Genomic DNA, 14,286 nt, shown 5'->3' with positions numbered 1-14,286 from the left:
CATCAGGGCCAGCGGTCATCACGCGCCGCATAAATAGGCCGAAGACATGACTGCACCCGACCCGCAAAGCTCAAACACCGGCCAAAATCACATTGCCAAACGGGCGCCATCCAGACATGACATCACCCTCGCATGGCATCGAATCTGGGTTCTGTCGCAAACTCGCAGTTGAGACGCGGAAAGGCTTCTGCTGAGTTTTTACGTGGCCAAGATTTCAAACTGTTCGACAAATGACGGTGCGGGATTGTCCGCGTACCCCGCCTGTCGTTTCCGCATCATGTGAACCATTTCAATGCCGCACAGGATAGTTGTTGCGCAGGTGATCGATTTGAAGCCGAGCATAGACCGGATCCGGCGCTTGGTTCGACGATGGTCCTGTTCAATCCGGTTATTGAGCTATTGGCTCTGCCGGATGCGAAATCAGCTTTGCAAACACCCCGTGAGCCGCGTCACGCCGCTAATTATCTGTCCGTGTATCCGAAACGAGCCGCGTCAAGTGCTGCCGTATCTCCGCTATGGCATCCGCGTGGTGTTGGAGGCTAGCAAGATCGAACTCCAACAATCCTTCGATCTTTTCCATTTGTCTTAGATGTCTTCGCGCTATATTGCCGCGCTCACCCGGTCCAAATGCTTCTTGCATTGTCGTTCTCCCGTGTCACATCTGAAACGCTGCATGACGACAAAAGATCAACCAGCAAAATCCCATCTTTCATCATCTTCTGCCCAGGCATTCAACGCCAGCTCTCGACCAGGCTCGCTGACGATCCTAGGATGGGATCGGTAACCGGCACGGGCAATGACGAGATCATTGCCAGCATTTCGCTCGTGGCGGCGGCGGTCTGAATGTCGGCATGCTGGCCTTCCGGATACGCGCCGACAACCTCGAAGTCCCAGGAGCAGCCAAGGTTTTGGTGTCCTGTTCCAGCGGGTAGGATCAAGCAATCTCCCTCTGAGATCTCTATCGGCTGTCCTTCTGGGCCACCAGCCAATAGGGTGGCGCTGCCACGTCCAACACCCAATACCTCATGAGCACCGGAATGGTAATGCTGGTAGTCAAAGACGCCGTTTTTCCAGACGCCGGTCCATCCGTTCGCGGCGAACAAGGTCTCGAAATCTGCAGACGATGCGCCAATCGGCAAGGCATCCTTGTAAATTAAAACGGGGAACCGCTGGTTATTTGGCACCCAGTCACTCGGCTGAAAAACTATTTCCTCGGTGTTCATGCAGGACTTTCCTCCATCAGCCAAGGTAGTTGTATCTTGCACCGATTGAGATTTTCTCTGTCATTTGGACGCTGGCTCGTCTCTCTCGTCATTGATCGACGGCAGGAAAGTCTGGACGTCTCGCTTTTCTCGGTCGGATAGGGAGGCAATTTGCTCTTTCCAGAACTTGGCGGCTTCTGGAGTATCGCCTTCCCAATCGCGCGATGAGCCAAGGTTGTCGTCGATCACTGCAATGCGGCGACCGCCGAGACGCCGGTATTCCTCAGCAAGGTTTTTCGATGCGTTTTCCATTTGATCCCTCATCAACGTCGTGAGCTGCATGAGGTAAACTTTTGCCAGCGCGAGTAGTTCCCTTATCATCGCAGCCGGGACTGTCGGAAAATAACCGACCGGTCGCGGACGGCAGAACATGGTCGAGCATGATGATTGACCCTGATAGCCTCATGGTTCCACTTCCAGACACCATGTCGCTGAAGAAAATCCTTCCGATTTCGCAAATTCGCTCCAACTTTTTTCAACGTCGGCTAAGTTATAAGCGACTTGTCTCCGGGTCGGGCAAGTGTTTGGACCCGTCCTCACCAAGAAAATTGTGCAATCCGGCTTCGGAGGGCTCCAAAGCCAGGCCCGTTAGTGAAGGATCAAGAATCTCGATGCTCGGGGATCGCCTTTAACTGATCCTTGGTCCATGAAGTCACGCCGTGAATCTCGCCGCTTTCGTCGCGCATGAAATCGAGATCGGTCACCCGAACCGACACCGGCTTTGCACCGATGCCCAGGAAGCCGCCGACGTCGATCACGACACTGCTGCCGTTGCCGGCTCCATGCACATGATCAACCGTTCCGACGTTGTGGTCATCGGTTCCATAGATGGATGCGCCTTTCAGATTGGCTTGTGTGAGTTCATCTTCAGTCAGTCGTATGTGATTGCTATGACCCATAGGTCATTCGTCCATTTGATTTCGCATTGAATGCTGATTGGATGATCAGATCGAACCGCTGTTCGGAAGTTTTTTTCCCAAACCGCAGCCTCTCAGGGACAAAGCCTTATGCGTTGCTGCTGCGCTTTTCGCAGCGCGCCGTTCATGCTCAGTGGATCTTGGGTTGAGGTGCCAACGCCCGGGATCCGAGCGTTAATTCAGAAACTTTGCGACGACGCCGGGTTTAACCATGCCGGCAAGCTCTTCAACATCCCAGTTTGTTAAGCGAACGCATCCGTGCGAACCGACCTTATCAATCAGTTCGGGCTCCGGGGTCCCGTGAATGCCGTAAGTCGGCTCGGTCAAATCAATCCATACGGTGCCGACGGGATTATTGGGACCACTCGGCAGTTTCAGAATCTTCCTGTTGTTTCCCTGCTGGAAGTTGACTTTTGGATTATAGATGTAGGTCGGCATGCGGGCGACGCCCTTCACCTTGTGCGTTCCCGTCGGTGAAGGCGTCTCCTTGCTGCCGATAGTAGCCGGATAGACAGCCAGCAAAGAGCCGTCCTGTGCAAAAGCGAAGACTTGGCCCGATTTCCGATGAACTTCGAGCCGCTTAGCGGCGCCGGTCCGTACCTGGCCGGGAACAGCAACGGCGATTGTCTCGCCGGGAACGAAAGATGCCGTGGGATTAAGTTCCTTCATCAGACCGACATCCATATGGAAGCGTTCAGCGAGCTTCTCGGCAATGCTTGTGTAGCTCAGATGGTCCATCTCGGCCTGCCTGGAATAGTCTTGCGGAATGCTGTCCACCAAGTCGTTGCCGTCGTCGGTCGTGATTGCGTAGGCTTGAATGGCGGGAACTTGATCCTCAAGGCGACGTGTGACTTCGGGATCCAGTTTTCCGTCGACGGGAAGCCGCTGCATCGCTTCGAACCCAGAAATCGCTTTACTGAGATTGGTGCCGTCGAGCCCGTCAATCACGCCTGGGGAGGCTCCGGCACGATCAAGGAAAATCTGAAGTTTTACGATTGCAGCGTCAGGTTTTGCCGGCTTTTTGCGAGGCGCTTTAATTGATATCGTTTCGATCGATGCCGTGTCCACGTCGTGAGCGTCGATGGCAGCTGCGACTGTCGGAGTAAGCGCAATCGAGCCTATGACGAGCCCGAGGACTGCGGTTGAGTTTTTCATATCTTAGAAATTAAGATGTATCGAATTTGTTCCGGCAAGCGCCTGTATTGTTGGTGCCGGATGCCTGGATCAGGCTTCCGCATCGGTTATGGCACTAAACGACCTGCATGATCCGGGTGACGGCGTATGCCAGGCTCTTGGCCGAGCTCTGAGAGACGTTTGGGGGAAAACAAGTTCAATGTTTGCCGAGCAGCTCATGCTCGTAAAGCTGGTCCATGCTGAGGGACGCGACCTGGGTAAACGAGGTCTGGTTGCGGACACGCCCGTCACTGAGGATGACGATGTCGTCGCAGAACGAGATCGTGCTGCGATGATGGCTGATCACGATCGTCGTCCGGCGACCGGCACGCAATTTCAGCGTCTCGACGATGGCAGCTTCCGACAAACCATCCATAGCGTTGGTTGCCTCGTCCAGAATGAGGATATCGGGGTCGCGCACAAGTGCCCTTGCCAGCGCGATCCGCTGCCGCTGTCCGGCTGACAGGCTGGCGCCCCGATAGCCGACGAGGGTTTTGTATCCATAAGGCAGCGTTTCGATGAATTCATGCGCCTCCGCAAGCCTGGCGGCATGCTCGGCCTCCGCGGGTGAGGCATGCAGTCCATAGGTGATATTTTCGAGGATGGTACCATCAACCAGTTCAAGGTCCTGGCTGGCGAGTGCGAGCCGGCTTCGCCATTGCGCGGGATCGATGCGGCTGAGTGGAAATCCGTCGATCAGAATCTCGCCCTCGTCGGGTTCGACAAAGCGGCAAAGAAGGTTGACGATCGTCGTCTTTCCCGCACCGGAGCGGCCAATGAGCGCGGTGGAGCGACCGTGGCAGATCTCGAAGCTGGCGGAGTGCAGCACCACCGGGCGCGCGGCAGAGCCCGGATATTTGAAGGTCACACGGTCGAATCTTATCTCTCGGTTCAGCCCAGCGGCCGGCGCGTCTCCCGTCGGCGGATGCGGCTTGTCGGAGGAATCCAGCAGCCAGCGGACTTCCTCCAGCGAGCCACTCCAGCCTTGCACCTGGCTCCATGCCTGCTGCAAGGCGCGCACATGCGGCTGCAGTCGGTAGAGCAGGACTACGAAGGCCACAATGATCGGAAAGCTGACGCCCCAGGCCCAGGCGCTGACGACGACCGCGAGGAAAAGTGCGGAATGCAGTACCTCGGTCAGTGGAGGCAGCGCGCCCTGGCGGGTCTGTAGAATGAAGCCCGCCTTTCTGACGGCGTTCGATGCGCCGTCGAACACAGCTTTTTCGCGCGCCTCCTGGCCGAAGATGCGGATCAGCCGTCCGGCATGGACGAGGTGCAGCATTGTGCTGGCGAGTTCGTTGTTGAAGGAGGTGACGTTGCGGCTAGGCATCTTCAAGCTGGCGGAGAGGCCGGCATGCGCGACCTGGACAAGGATGAGGCCGACCGCGACGCAGAGTGTCATTTGCCACGACAACAGCAGCAGAAATGTAAGCAGGATGATGCTCACAGATGCGTTCACGATCGCAGCAAGCGCCGTCTGTATCGCGTCCGATGCCCGCCAGGATTCATTGGAAATGATGTTCAGCAGCCGACCCGGACTTTCCTGCAGGAAGAAGGGATATCCGATCTTCAGGAGCTGGTCGGCGAGCGCGCTGCGGATCGCATGGCCCGCCTTGCCGTAAACAAAGTTAGTAAGCGCGGTATTTGCGAAGGCGATAATGTTTTTCAAGGTGATCAGCGTCAGGATGCAGGCGGCAATCGCCATCATCCGCTGCCGATCGTCCATGCTTGATCCAATCTGCTGGAAGAGAGCTGAAAGTCCACCCAGTCCCGTCGGGTCCTTTTGACCGCCGATGATGCTGAGCATCGGAATGATGAGGCCGATACCGGTGCCTTCAAGCACGGCGCTAATCAGGCCGAACATGACGACGACGGGTAGAAGGCGCATCTGTCGGCCGAGTGCTTGTCGCAAAAGTTGCAGACCCGGCAGGAGGAGTTTCAGCATGAAGGATCTCACCTCAACGAACGGGTTGCCTGTTTGATTTGGTCCGGTTCCGACGACCGGGGCAGGTTCATCACGGCATGTCGCGCGAATTCGACCGCTCCCAGCAAATTCATGTACACAATCGGCCAGTGGGACAAGGAAACTTCTGGATCGAAGCGCGATCCGCCCCACAATTCCCACCAGGCCGAGCGGCAAGTCCAATAGAAATGGCGCAGCAGCCACGGCGCCGTGAACAGGTGCTTCAGGCAAAGGCCGCCGTTTCCGAGGCTATAGCTGCGATGAAGCCCTTCGATCGCTTCGCGTGTACTACGCCCGTGATAATGCAGGACCTTCATATCGGGCACATATTCGATCGGGATGCCAAGCTGAAAGGCGCGGACAAGGTAGTCGGTATCTTCCGCCGATTGCAGGGCGCTGCCGGCACCGAAGCGCTCGTCGAAGCGGCCAACCTGCATGGCGACTTCCCGGTGCATCGTCATGTTGCAGCCCAGGACGAAGCCGCCTGGATGGACATCGGGCGTAAAGCGGGCTCGGTGCGGCGATCGCTTGATCGTAAATGGCAGATCGAGCGCGTTGCCCAGTTCGACGCGGCCACCTCGGACGACACAGCGCTCTCCGTTCGCGTAATGTCGCTCCAGATCCCGTAAGTAGTGCAGGTCTATTTCGCAATCGTCGTCGATGAAGATCAGGATGTGCCCGCGAGACCGCTCGATTCCCGCGTTGCGGGCTGCGGCCAAGCCGCGGCGGTGTTCCACCAGTGGCGTAATCGTCATGCTCGACGTCGCGGCGATGCGGGCCAACCGCTCGGCGGTGTCGTCGGTCGAGCCATTGTCGACCACCACCAACTCACTTGTCATTGAGGCATGCGCGCGACAGGCCGCTTCGATCGATCGGATACAGGTCTGAAGCGCTTCGGCGCGGTTGTGGGTGCAGACGATGAAGCTAGCCGCGGGATCTCGACCGGTGGACGGGTGAGGAGGCTTTGCGGACGGCTGCGCGCTCTCCCGCGTGATTTCTGAACGCTCTCCCGCCATGTTAGGTAAGCCCCTGCAGCGGCAGTACGCTCCTGGCCGGCACTGATTGTCGGTATCTTGCTAGGGCGTCGAGACGCAGGCTTGCGTCGCTCCAGAGGCGGCTGCACCAGGGCGCATGGGTGGCGGCGCGAAGCCCATATCGCTCGCGACGCCGTATCCTGTGCCATTTGTCCGTGTGCGTGAGGAACTGATGCGTCAACCCGGGCTGCTTCTCGTCGGCGATGAGCTGGTAAAGAAAATAGAAGAAGCACATCAATCCTTCCTCATGGCTCGCGGAGGACCGCATGCCGCGCGCGGTGATCCTTCCTTCGATGGAGAGGAGACAGTCGGCGACACGCCGAACCGTGTCCGGCGTCACTGTCGTGCCGATAGCAAGAAACGCATCGGGATCGTCGATTAGGGATTCCCGTTGGAGATTCTCGGCGGCGATCTTCAGATGTGTCCGGCGCATCGGCCGCCTGTGCTTGTTAGTGACGCTCTCTTCGTGAACGCGATAGGCAACGAGGCTCTCATCAATCATGGCCGCAGGGAATTCGCGGGTGATACGCCGGAACAGATCGAAGTCTTCCGCATGCACATAAGTCGCATCGTAAGTCAGCATGTCCGCTGGAATGATGTTGCGATTGTACATCACGGTCGAATGCATGAAGACGGTGTAGAACATCGACAATACATGCCAGTCGGCCGATCGATGGATCGGATTGGGCGTGCCGCGCACGACGCGATCGCCGATGAGCCGGTCGACGCCCGTGCCGCTGATCCCGAGCCGAGGCCGCTCCTGGAACAGAGCAATTTGGCGCGAAAAGCGGGTTGGATAGGCGATATCGTCGGCATCCATCCTGGCGATCAGCTCGCCTTTGGCCATGGTCATGCCTTCGTTGAGGGTCGCAATAAGCCCGCGGTTCTCGCGCGAGACGACGCGGAGCCGGCCATCGGCCTCCTGATAGCCTCGCAGGATGTGCAGCGATCGATCGGTGGAACCATCATCGATGGCAATGACCTCGAGGCGCTTGTAATCCTGCCGCAGGACGCTTTCCAGGGCGGCGGCGAGATAGGGTTCGCCGTTGTAGACGGGCAGTAGGACAGAAACCAGTGGAACGGACATTCTTCAGCTCGCGCACCTATTGGAGATCGGAAGTTTGGACGGCGTCGCCGCGATAAAGCGCCGTTTCGAACGCCTTCGCGCCGTGGCGTTGTTCCCGCGGCTCGCCGGCTGTGGCAGTCGACGGAGCAAGCGACGGATGGCTGTGCGCGACATAGGGAAAATAGCGCTTGAGGTTGTTCAGCGGCTTTTCGAAAACGAACCATGAGATCGAGGCCAGCGCCAATGTGGCAACGCTTCCGACGATTAAGCGGCCGAAGCCCTGCTCGGATACACTGACCGGAATCCAGGATTGGGCCTTGACGATCAGCGAAAGGACGATCGGATGGAAAAGGTAGATGCCGTAGCTTATCCGCCCGACGGCGGTGATTGGCGAGAGTTCGAGTAGCCGGCTAAAGGGCGATCGAAAGCCCGAAGAGCTGCGGCCGACCAGCATAACGAGCGGAACGAGCGGAAAGACCTCCGAGCCGATCCAGATCACCCAGTCGATGATCGGTGTTATCGGATCGGGTCTCAGCCACAGCGCCACGGTGGCTGCGGCCGCCAGCGGTATCCAGCTCATCCGCAGCCATTGCGGCCAGGCCTGCGTTCTCTGGCGGTAGGCCGCAAGCAAGGCACCTCCCGCCAGCGCGTCCATCGAGGCCGAAGGGAGCAAGTCGCGCATCAGGGAGGGTGTCCCCGTCAGCGGCCAACAGAGGCGATAGGCAAGCGAACAGGCAATGACGGTGATACAGATCTGTTCAATAAACCGGCGCGGCGCCAGTAGGATCACCAGAGGCCAGACGATATAGAACTGTTCCTCGATGCTGAGGCTCCAGGTATGGCACAAAACCCAGGGCGTCCATTCGTTGTGCAGGGCATACCAGTAGTTTGCCAAATAGAGCACATGCCATTTCAGACTGCCGCGAGCACCTTCGAGATTGACGAACCACACCAGCGCCAGAACAGCGAAATAGGGAGGAAATATGCGCAGCGCGCGGCGGATGTAGAATGCCTTCAGCGCCGTCATTGGCTGGTAGCGGGCATCGGCTCGTGCTTCCAGCAGCAGGCGCGTGATTAGGAAACCGCTAAGCACGAAGAAGAGCCGGACGCCGAGATGACCCCAGATGGAGCCGTCTGCCGCAAAGAAATGTGCATATAGCACAGTGGCAACGGCAAGAGTTCTCAGGCCGTCCAATTGGCGGTCGCGTGCACTCGACATAGACACCCCCGGCTTTCAGCCTTTATCGAACACTCCCCTCGACAGCGCTAACTCCCCGATACTCTGCCGCTTGTGTCTACGGTTCTTTTTTCGCTGCGCATGGATCGATGAACTGCCAAGCAATCCGGCCAAACCTGGGCTGTTCTGAGCTGATAGGGCAGTGGTCGATCCCATGTTTGAAACAACGGCCGTGTTTTCTAAATTACGGAAATGTCCCCTCTCGTAGGGCCAAGACTTTGTCATTCACCATGCAGACCTGTCCGCCAGTGGCGGGGGCGGATCAGGGTGCCGCAGTGTAATGTTGGGCGTGCCTTACTTCGGTCAACCCCGTGCTTGCATAATGCAATTATTGAGGGATTTCAGAAGTATCAAACATTCCTAAGACTGTAGCCGCCGACATATTTCTCGACCAGTTCCGCCTTTTTTCCATTTCTGGTGGATGATGTTCGAACTATTCGTTTTAAGTTTTTTTCCGATTGCTTATGGATTGATTAGCGTTGTGTAGATCGTGAAGGCGCTTTGTTGGGAAGAAATGACGTAGTTAGTGAAAGCAGCTTATGTCGCTTGGCAATTAATCGGGGTCTTCCTCACTTTGTGTGGTGACCCCGTCAATTGAGCGGAAGCATGCGTTCTCCGAGCATGCTTCCGGCCAATTCTGCCATAAAGCGCCCGCTCGACCGTCTTCAATCGGCTGATCTGATCTCTGCATGGCCACTACTTCACGGATATTCTCCTCCGCCCATACGGCGTCACCGATCATCGACATTGAAGTGATCGCTTTCACTTTCGATACAGAAGGAAGTATTCCTCTTCCGCCATCGCGTTATATCGATAGGGGCGATAACCGGCCGCCGGCGTGAAATTGCGGTGATATGCCTCGATATGGGGAAGCAGGGCATCGATCGCATCCCAGGCTTGCCGCTCGCCTTGCGTTTCTGGTTGTTCCAACCTCCCGGCGATTTCTGCCAGCACCGCCTCACGGTCGATCGTGATGACTTTGCCGTCATTGACGACCAGGCGACCGCCAACGAACACCTGGTTGACGGCATGCCGTCCGCCGCGATGCAGGACGCTTTCCACCACCGGCGTCCGAGCGTTTACATGCGGTCTTCCGATCTTGCGGCGATCCATGAGCACGATATCGGCCTGAAGACCCGGTTCGAGCCGGCCCGTAAAGCCGCCAAAGCCGACGGTTCTGGCGCCGTGCTCCGTCGCCATCTGCAGCACGGCACCAGCATCAGGACGGTCGTTCCACAGGCCTGTTTCGCGGTGTAGTGCCCAGACCAGCTTCATTTCAAGCGTCATGTCGCGGTCGTCGGCTATGTTCGACTGGTCTATCCCGAGCGCGACCGGAATGCCGCGGCGGCGCATCTCGTTGACGGGGGCGATACCGCTGCCGAGCCGCAGGCCTGATGAGGCATTGTGGCACACGCTGCAGCCGCAATCGGCTATAATGTCGAGATCCTCGCGGCTCATCCAGTTGCCGTGCCCGAGCGTGACGTTTGGCCCGAGGCATTCGAGCGCCTTCAAATGCTGAACGGCACTGTTACCGAACTTATTGTGGGCGAAGCGCGATTGCCGTTCGGTTTCCAGAAGGTGCATATGGACCTGCGCATCGGTTTCGCGGGCCGTCTCGAAAATCGCCTGCAGGCATTCGTCCGTACACCAGTGCAGATTGGCAGGGGCGAGATTGATGCGGACCTGATCCGGCCGGGCGTCGAACCAGCTTTCCCTGAGCGCACGATAAAATGTCATCATGTCTGCGATGGGGATGTTGGACGCGTCGAGTTTGGGCGCAATCCAGCTGCGGACGGCGTCCGGAAGGGTGGCCAGCACCTTGGCGTCGTCGTCATAGGTCAGAATGTTGCGGTCGCGGATCATGAAGGAAAAGCCGGCCCGCATGCCTATCTCGCTATAGGCCTCCAGCGTGGCGTTTGCCGTCGCCATCCAGTTCTCGGGTGCGCCCGCAAGTCCGCTGTTGATATGCTGCACCATCGTCGTTCCGCTTTCCAGCATCTCGATCGCGGAATAGAGCGTATCCAGCCGGACATCGATCTGGCGCATCGCCCGGAACTGCGGCAGCCATAATTCCAGCGGGGCAAAGGGTACGCCCTGCATCAGGGGCGTGATCCCGAAATGGTGGTGGCTGTTGACCAATCCCGGCATGGCGATCATGTCGGGAGATCCGAAGCGGGCGAGATGGTCGTTGCCATAGGCAACGGCGGCGAGAGGCCCGATCTGCGCGATCATGCCGCCAGCGACACGGATGCCCACGTCGTGGCGCATGGACATGGTGCCGTCAGGCAGCACGCCGCACAGCACGGCTCCGGCTTCAATAATGCAGTCGCCGGACATTGGCTCTTCCAGGCTCATTTCTTGTAGTCTCCAATAAGTCCGAGGCGGCGGGCGACCACGACGCGATAGAGCGGGTCGCCATAGACTTTCATTTCCTCGCTGGCGGAAAAGGCGAGACTGATATCGTGCTCGTCGTAGCTTTGCGCGGCGATCGCATGCATTTCGGGCCAATCCGGCACATGGATATGACGCCAGCGATCGACGATCGCTCTGTCCGGCATCTCGGGAAACCCGAGCTCGCCCATCAGCGCGGCGATCCCCTGCCAGAACACCCGCAACATCCGATGGAGGGTCGCCTCATCGCAGTGCGGCTCAAGGAGACGGATCCAGTGCAGCCCGGTGATGATGTGCAGGGCAGCGAAATGCTGGGTTGCGGCAAATATGGCGAGCGCAGTCGCCGCCATTTTTTCCATGGTGTCCGGCCCGATGTCGAGCCAATCGACGACGGGCGCAAATTCGGGCACGTTTCCGGCGTCGCGCATGTTTTGCCAGAGAAGGTCGTGAAGTTCCATGCCATGCAATGGCTTGATCGCAGCTGTCAGGGCCAAGACTTCCGCTGGGTCGCGCGTGATCGGTGACGTTCCCTGCACTTCCGGAAGCGGCAGATAGGTGGCGGCCCAGTAGGCGAGCGCAATGGCGACATCGGTCTCGTCGGCGCGAAGCACGCCATAGGCTGATCGCATCAGCGCGTGAAAGGCGCTGGCGGCAATGCCGTCGGCAAGATCGGGAAGATAAAGCTCCAGAGCCTCGTGTATTCCAAGCCGCGTCACCTCGTCGGCAAAAAAGACGCGCAGATCGGGTTCGCGCTCGCGCATGCCGATGGCGGTTTTCCAGCTTTTGCCATCCAGGCGCTTCAACGGCTGGGCGAAGGGCAGAAGCTGCTTGGCGTCTCTGTAGTGATGGAAGAACCGCCGAAGCTGAGCCGGCCCGCCGCCGATCCGGTCCAAAGCGACGAGGACCATGGGCGCATGATTGGCGAATGCGCGCGAAAATTCAGAACCCCATGCCGGCATGTCGGCCAGCAGAGTTTTCAGTTCGTCCGAAGTGCTTTCTTTTGGAACCATGGATCTAAACTCCTCCTTGAAACCGGCGGCTCATGCCTGACCTTGTTGAAAACAGAATGCCCGCTTGTATTCACGTCGTTGGTTGCCAGGCGTCCCGGTGAACGGCTTCCGCTTCCGTCTCAATCAAGGGTCCGATGACCTCGATGCTTTTCTGGCCGGCTGCAAAGACATCGCGGCATGGTAGATCCATTGTCGGGTTGTCCGGGTGGTCCCCTGTCATGGCCTTCAGCCGATGTTCGGACAGGCCATAGACGACCCGGCCGATACCGACCCAGTAAATCGCGCCGGCGCACATGGCGCAGGGTTCCGCCGAGCTGTACATGGTACACTCCGCCAGAAACGGCTCGCGATAGAGCTTAGAGGCACGCGTCGCCAACAGGCGCTCGGCATGGGCTGTTCCATCGAGGTCGGGAAAATATCCGTTCTCTTCCTCAAGAAGAATTTCGCCGCCGGGACCGGCCAGAAGCGCGCCGAAGGGCATATTGCCATGCGCTTTCGCCCGGTGCGCAATCTCGAAGGTCAATCTGAGAAGGTTTTCGTGATCAAGGCTCAGGTCCGTTCTCCTCTACGGTATGGGATTGGCTGTCTTTCGCATCGGCCTGCCGCATCACGGGCAATCGCAGGGTGGAGGGGTAGCCATCACCTGAGCGGAGTACGAGGGTCGTGACCAGCCGATCCGTTACGGCTGAGTCCTGGGGACGCGCCCCGGTGCCCGGATTGACGGGGAAAGCGGGGAACGACGCCGCCTGTATGGATAGACGCAGGCAATGCCCTGCCGGCACCGTCACGTGGACGGGCCGCAGCGCGACGGAAACTGGCGATCCTCCGCCGTCCGCCTTTACGGTTTTATGTCCCGACGTCACGCTGATGGCGGCCCCATCAGGGGTGAGCGCGCTCAAGGTGCAATCCAGGTCGAAACTCGGCCTGTCGGCAGTGATGAAGAGGACCACTTTCGCGGCACCGGTCAGCAGGAGCGGCCGGTCGAGAGGATCGCAGGTATAGACGAGCACGTCTGCCCTGTCGTCGATCGCCGCCCGGTCGGCAAAATCCAGAGGCGTGCCGAGATGCAGCCCAATGCTCGGGGCCGGCCGCCATGGATCGTGGACGAGATAATCGGCGCTCGAAAGCCCCGGCTTCTCGGCAAGCGTTCCATCGATGCTCGTGGCGGCCGCCCGGCCGCCCGATGCGACATGAAGCACCAGCGTCTCGGCTGTCGGCAGGCTTTCGAAACCGGCCCATGTTTTTTTGACGACATCGTAGAGCCGGATCTTCGGGTAAGGATTTTCGCGGCCTTTGAGCGCCTCGTCAAAAAATGCGACGATTTCGCGGTCGATACCGTCTGCCGCGCCGGCTCCGGCATCTAGTGTCCCGACCCGTCGTCCCCAGGGGATATGCGACCATGGTCCGATAGAAAGCCGCTGGAGATTGCTGCCCGCAGAAAATGCCTCGAAGGCGGCGAAAGTGCCCTCAAGCATAATGTCGTTCCATCCGCCGACATGCAGGACGGGAACGTCGAGCGTCACGCCCTCAAGCAGCGATTGCGGCGACCTTGCCCGCCAATAGGACGGATCATCAGTGAGCCAGTCATGATAATGCGTGTACCGCGCTGCCTGCTCTAGCACGTCCGGCCGTGCCGAAACCGCGCCGGAATGCAGAGAAGGCAAAGCGGCATGCAACATATGGGCGGCATCGAGGTCGCCGGCCAGCCGGGCGTTTTCGACTGCCATCTGGCACGCCCACATCTGATTGGACTGCAGACGGAACCCGTCGCCCTCGAAGGCCCAGTGGTTGCGCACATCGAAAGCCGCCATGGCGATTGCCATCGCATCGGGCACTTTCCCGCCGGACTTTCGAGCGCCGGCAAGGGCCAGGAACTGGTTCATGCCGTGGTAGCTGAAGCCATAGCTTGCCACCATGCCGTTGCCGCCTGCAAGATCGGCCGCCAGCGAGAATGTTTGCGCGCCGTCGGCGACATCGTCCTCGAGAATTCTGAAGGCCCCTTCCGAATCTCCACGGCCACGAACATCCTGCACTAGCACCACGTAACCCTGTGCCGCATACCATGCGGGATGGGCCAGAACGACCGCCGAGGCCACCTTTCGCCCGTAGGGCAGGCGCATCACCAGAACGGGATAGCGCTCCGGGCCGACGGGACGATAGACGTCTGCCGCCAGGTGGACACCGTCAGCCATGCGCATCCGAAGAGTTTCGATGTCGCGGAGTGCCAGCATCT

General features: G+C 58.8%; 12 protein-coding genes and 1 pseudogene. All 13 read right to left on the bottom strand.

Annotation, left to right across the window (positions count from 1 at the left end; all coding sequences use genetic code 11):
• Positions 1-198: 198 nt before the first annotated feature.
• Positions 199-396 (bottom strand): annotated as a pseudogene (locus tag JTP94_RS29655) (DDE-type integrase/transposase/recombinase); the annotation flags it as partial.
• Positions 397-731: 335 nt separating this feature from the next.
• Entirely contained in the window at positions 732-1,223 is a 492-nt protein-coding gene (locus JTP94_RS29650) for a cupin (RefSeq protein WP_204853998.1), read from the bottom strand.
• A 60-nt stretch (positions 1,224-1,283) separates the two neighbouring features.
• On the bottom strand, positions 1,284-1,544 hold the full coding sequence (locus JTP94_RS29645) for a hypothetical protein (RefSeq protein ID WP_246755421.1): 261 nt from the start codon (positions 1,542-1,544) through the stop codon (positions 1,284-1,286).
• Positions 1,545-1,861: 317 nt separating this feature from the next.
• Positions 1,862-2,161: a PRC-barrel domain-containing protein gene (locus JTP94_RS29640; RefSeq protein ID WP_204853997.1), complete on the bottom strand. Its 300-nt coding sequence runs from the start codon at positions 2,159-2,161 to the stop codon at positions 1,862-1,864.
• A gap of 192 nt (positions 2,162-2,353) precedes the next feature.
• Entirely contained in the window at positions 2,354-3,334 is a 981-nt protein-coding gene (locus tag JTP94_RS29635; protein ID WP_204853996.1) for a L,D-transpeptidase, read from the bottom strand.
• Between the two features lie 175 nt (positions 3,335-3,509).
• Positions 3,510-5,297: an ABC transporter ATP-binding protein gene (locus JTP94_RS29630; protein WP_204853995.1), complete on the bottom strand. Its 1,788-nt coding sequence runs from the start codon at positions 5,295-5,297 to the stop codon at positions 3,510-3,512.
• Between the two features lie 8 nt (positions 5,298-5,305).
• Positions 5,306-6,331 (bottom strand): glycosyltransferase family 2 protein, encoded by a 1,026-nt coding sequence (locus tag JTP94_RS29625; RefSeq protein ID WP_204853994.1) that lies wholly within the window; start codon positions 6,329-6,331, stop codon positions 5,306-5,308.
• A gap of 1 nt (position 6,332) precedes the next feature.
• Entirely contained in the window at positions 6,333-7,436 is a 1,104-nt protein-coding gene (locus JTP94_RS29620; protein ID WP_204853993.1) for a glycosyltransferase family 2 protein, read from the bottom strand.
• A 16-nt stretch (positions 7,437-7,452) separates the two neighbouring features.
• Positions 7,453-8,634 (bottom strand): acyltransferase, encoded by a 1,182-nt coding sequence (locus JTP94_RS29615; protein WP_204853992.1) that lies wholly within the window; start codon positions 8,632-8,634, stop codon positions 7,453-7,455.
• Between the two features lie 780 nt (positions 8,635-9,414).
• Complete coding sequence (locus JTP94_RS29610) at positions 9,415-11,007, bottom strand: amidohydrolase family protein (protein ID WP_204853991.1); 1,593 nt, start codon at positions 11,005-11,007, stop codon at positions 9,415-9,417.
• Positions 11,004-12,053, bottom strand: a complete 1,050-nt coding sequence (locus JTP94_RS29605; protein ID WP_204853990.1) for a questin oxidase family protein — start codon at positions 12,051-12,053, stop codon at positions 11,004-11,006. The genes JTP94_RS29610 and JTP94_RS29605 overlap by 4 nt, the downstream gene beginning before the upstream one ends.
• A gap of 70 nt (positions 12,054-12,123) precedes the next feature.
• Positions 12,124-12,606, bottom strand: coding sequence for a nucleoside deaminase (locus JTP94_RS29600; RefSeq protein WP_204854004.1), 483 nt, complete (start codon positions 12,604-12,606; stop codon positions 12,124-12,126).
• The gene (locus tag JTP94_RS29595; RefSeq protein ID WP_204853989.1) at positions 12,596-14,284 is read right to left on the bottom strand and encodes a CocE/NonD family hydrolase; all 1,689 of its coding nucleotides are present in this window, start codon (positions 14,282-14,284) and stop codon (positions 12,596-12,598) included. Before JTP94_RS29595 ends, JTP94_RS29600 begins: the two co-directional genes overlap by 11 nt.
• Positions 14,285-14,286 lie beyond the last annotated feature (2 nt).

This window comes from Martinezella lusitana (assembly GCF_016901135.1).
Classification (GTDB): domain Bacteria; phylum Pseudomonadota; class Alphaproteobacteria; order Rhizobiales; family Rhizobiaceae; genus Rhizobium; species Rhizobium lusitanum_D.
This window is presented reverse-complemented; position numbering and strand designations above follow the sequence as displayed.

Coding starts and splice junctions, on each gene's coding strand:
- JTP94_RS29650 (WP_204853998.1), bottom strand. CDS start 1,223: ATGAACACCGAGGAAATAGTTTTTCAGCCGAGTGACTGGGTGCCAAAT.
- JTP94_RS29645 (WP_246755421.1), bottom strand. CDS start 1,544: ATGCAGCTCACGACGTTGATGAGGGATCAAATGGAAAACGCATCGAAA.
- JTP94_RS29640 (WP_204853997.1), bottom strand. CDS start 2,161: ATGGGTCATAGCAATCACATACGACTGACTGAAGATGAACTCACACAA.
- JTP94_RS29635 (WP_204853996.1), bottom strand. CDS start 3,334: ATGAAAAACTCAACCGCAGTCCTCGGGCTCGTCATAGGCTCGATTGCG.
- JTP94_RS29630 (WP_204853995.1), bottom strand. CDS start 5,297: ATGCTGAAACTCCTCCTGCCGGGTCTGCAACTTTTGCGACAAGCACTC.
- JTP94_RS29625 (WP_204853994.1), bottom strand. CDS start 6,331: ATGGCGGGAGAGCGTTCAGAAATCACGCGGGAGAGCGCGCAGCCGTCC.
- JTP94_RS29620 (WP_204853993.1), bottom strand. CDS start 7,436: ATGTCCGTTCCACTGGTTTCTGTCCTACTGCCCGTCTACAACGGCGAA.
- JTP94_RS29615 (WP_204853992.1), bottom strand. CDS start 8,634: ATGTCGAGTGCACGCGACCGCCAATTGGACGGCCTGAGAACTCTTGCC.
- JTP94_RS29610 (WP_204853991.1), bottom strand. CDS start 11,007: ATGAGCCTGGAAGAGCCAATGTCCGGCGACTGCATTATTGAAGCCGGA.
- JTP94_RS29605 (WP_204853990.1), bottom strand. CDS start 12,053: ATGGTTCCAAAAGAAAGCACTTCGGACGAACTGAAAACTCTGCTGGCC.
- JTP94_RS29595 (WP_204853989.1), bottom strand. CDS start 14,284: ATGCTGGCACTCCGCGACATCGAAACTCTTCGGATGCGCATGGCTGAC.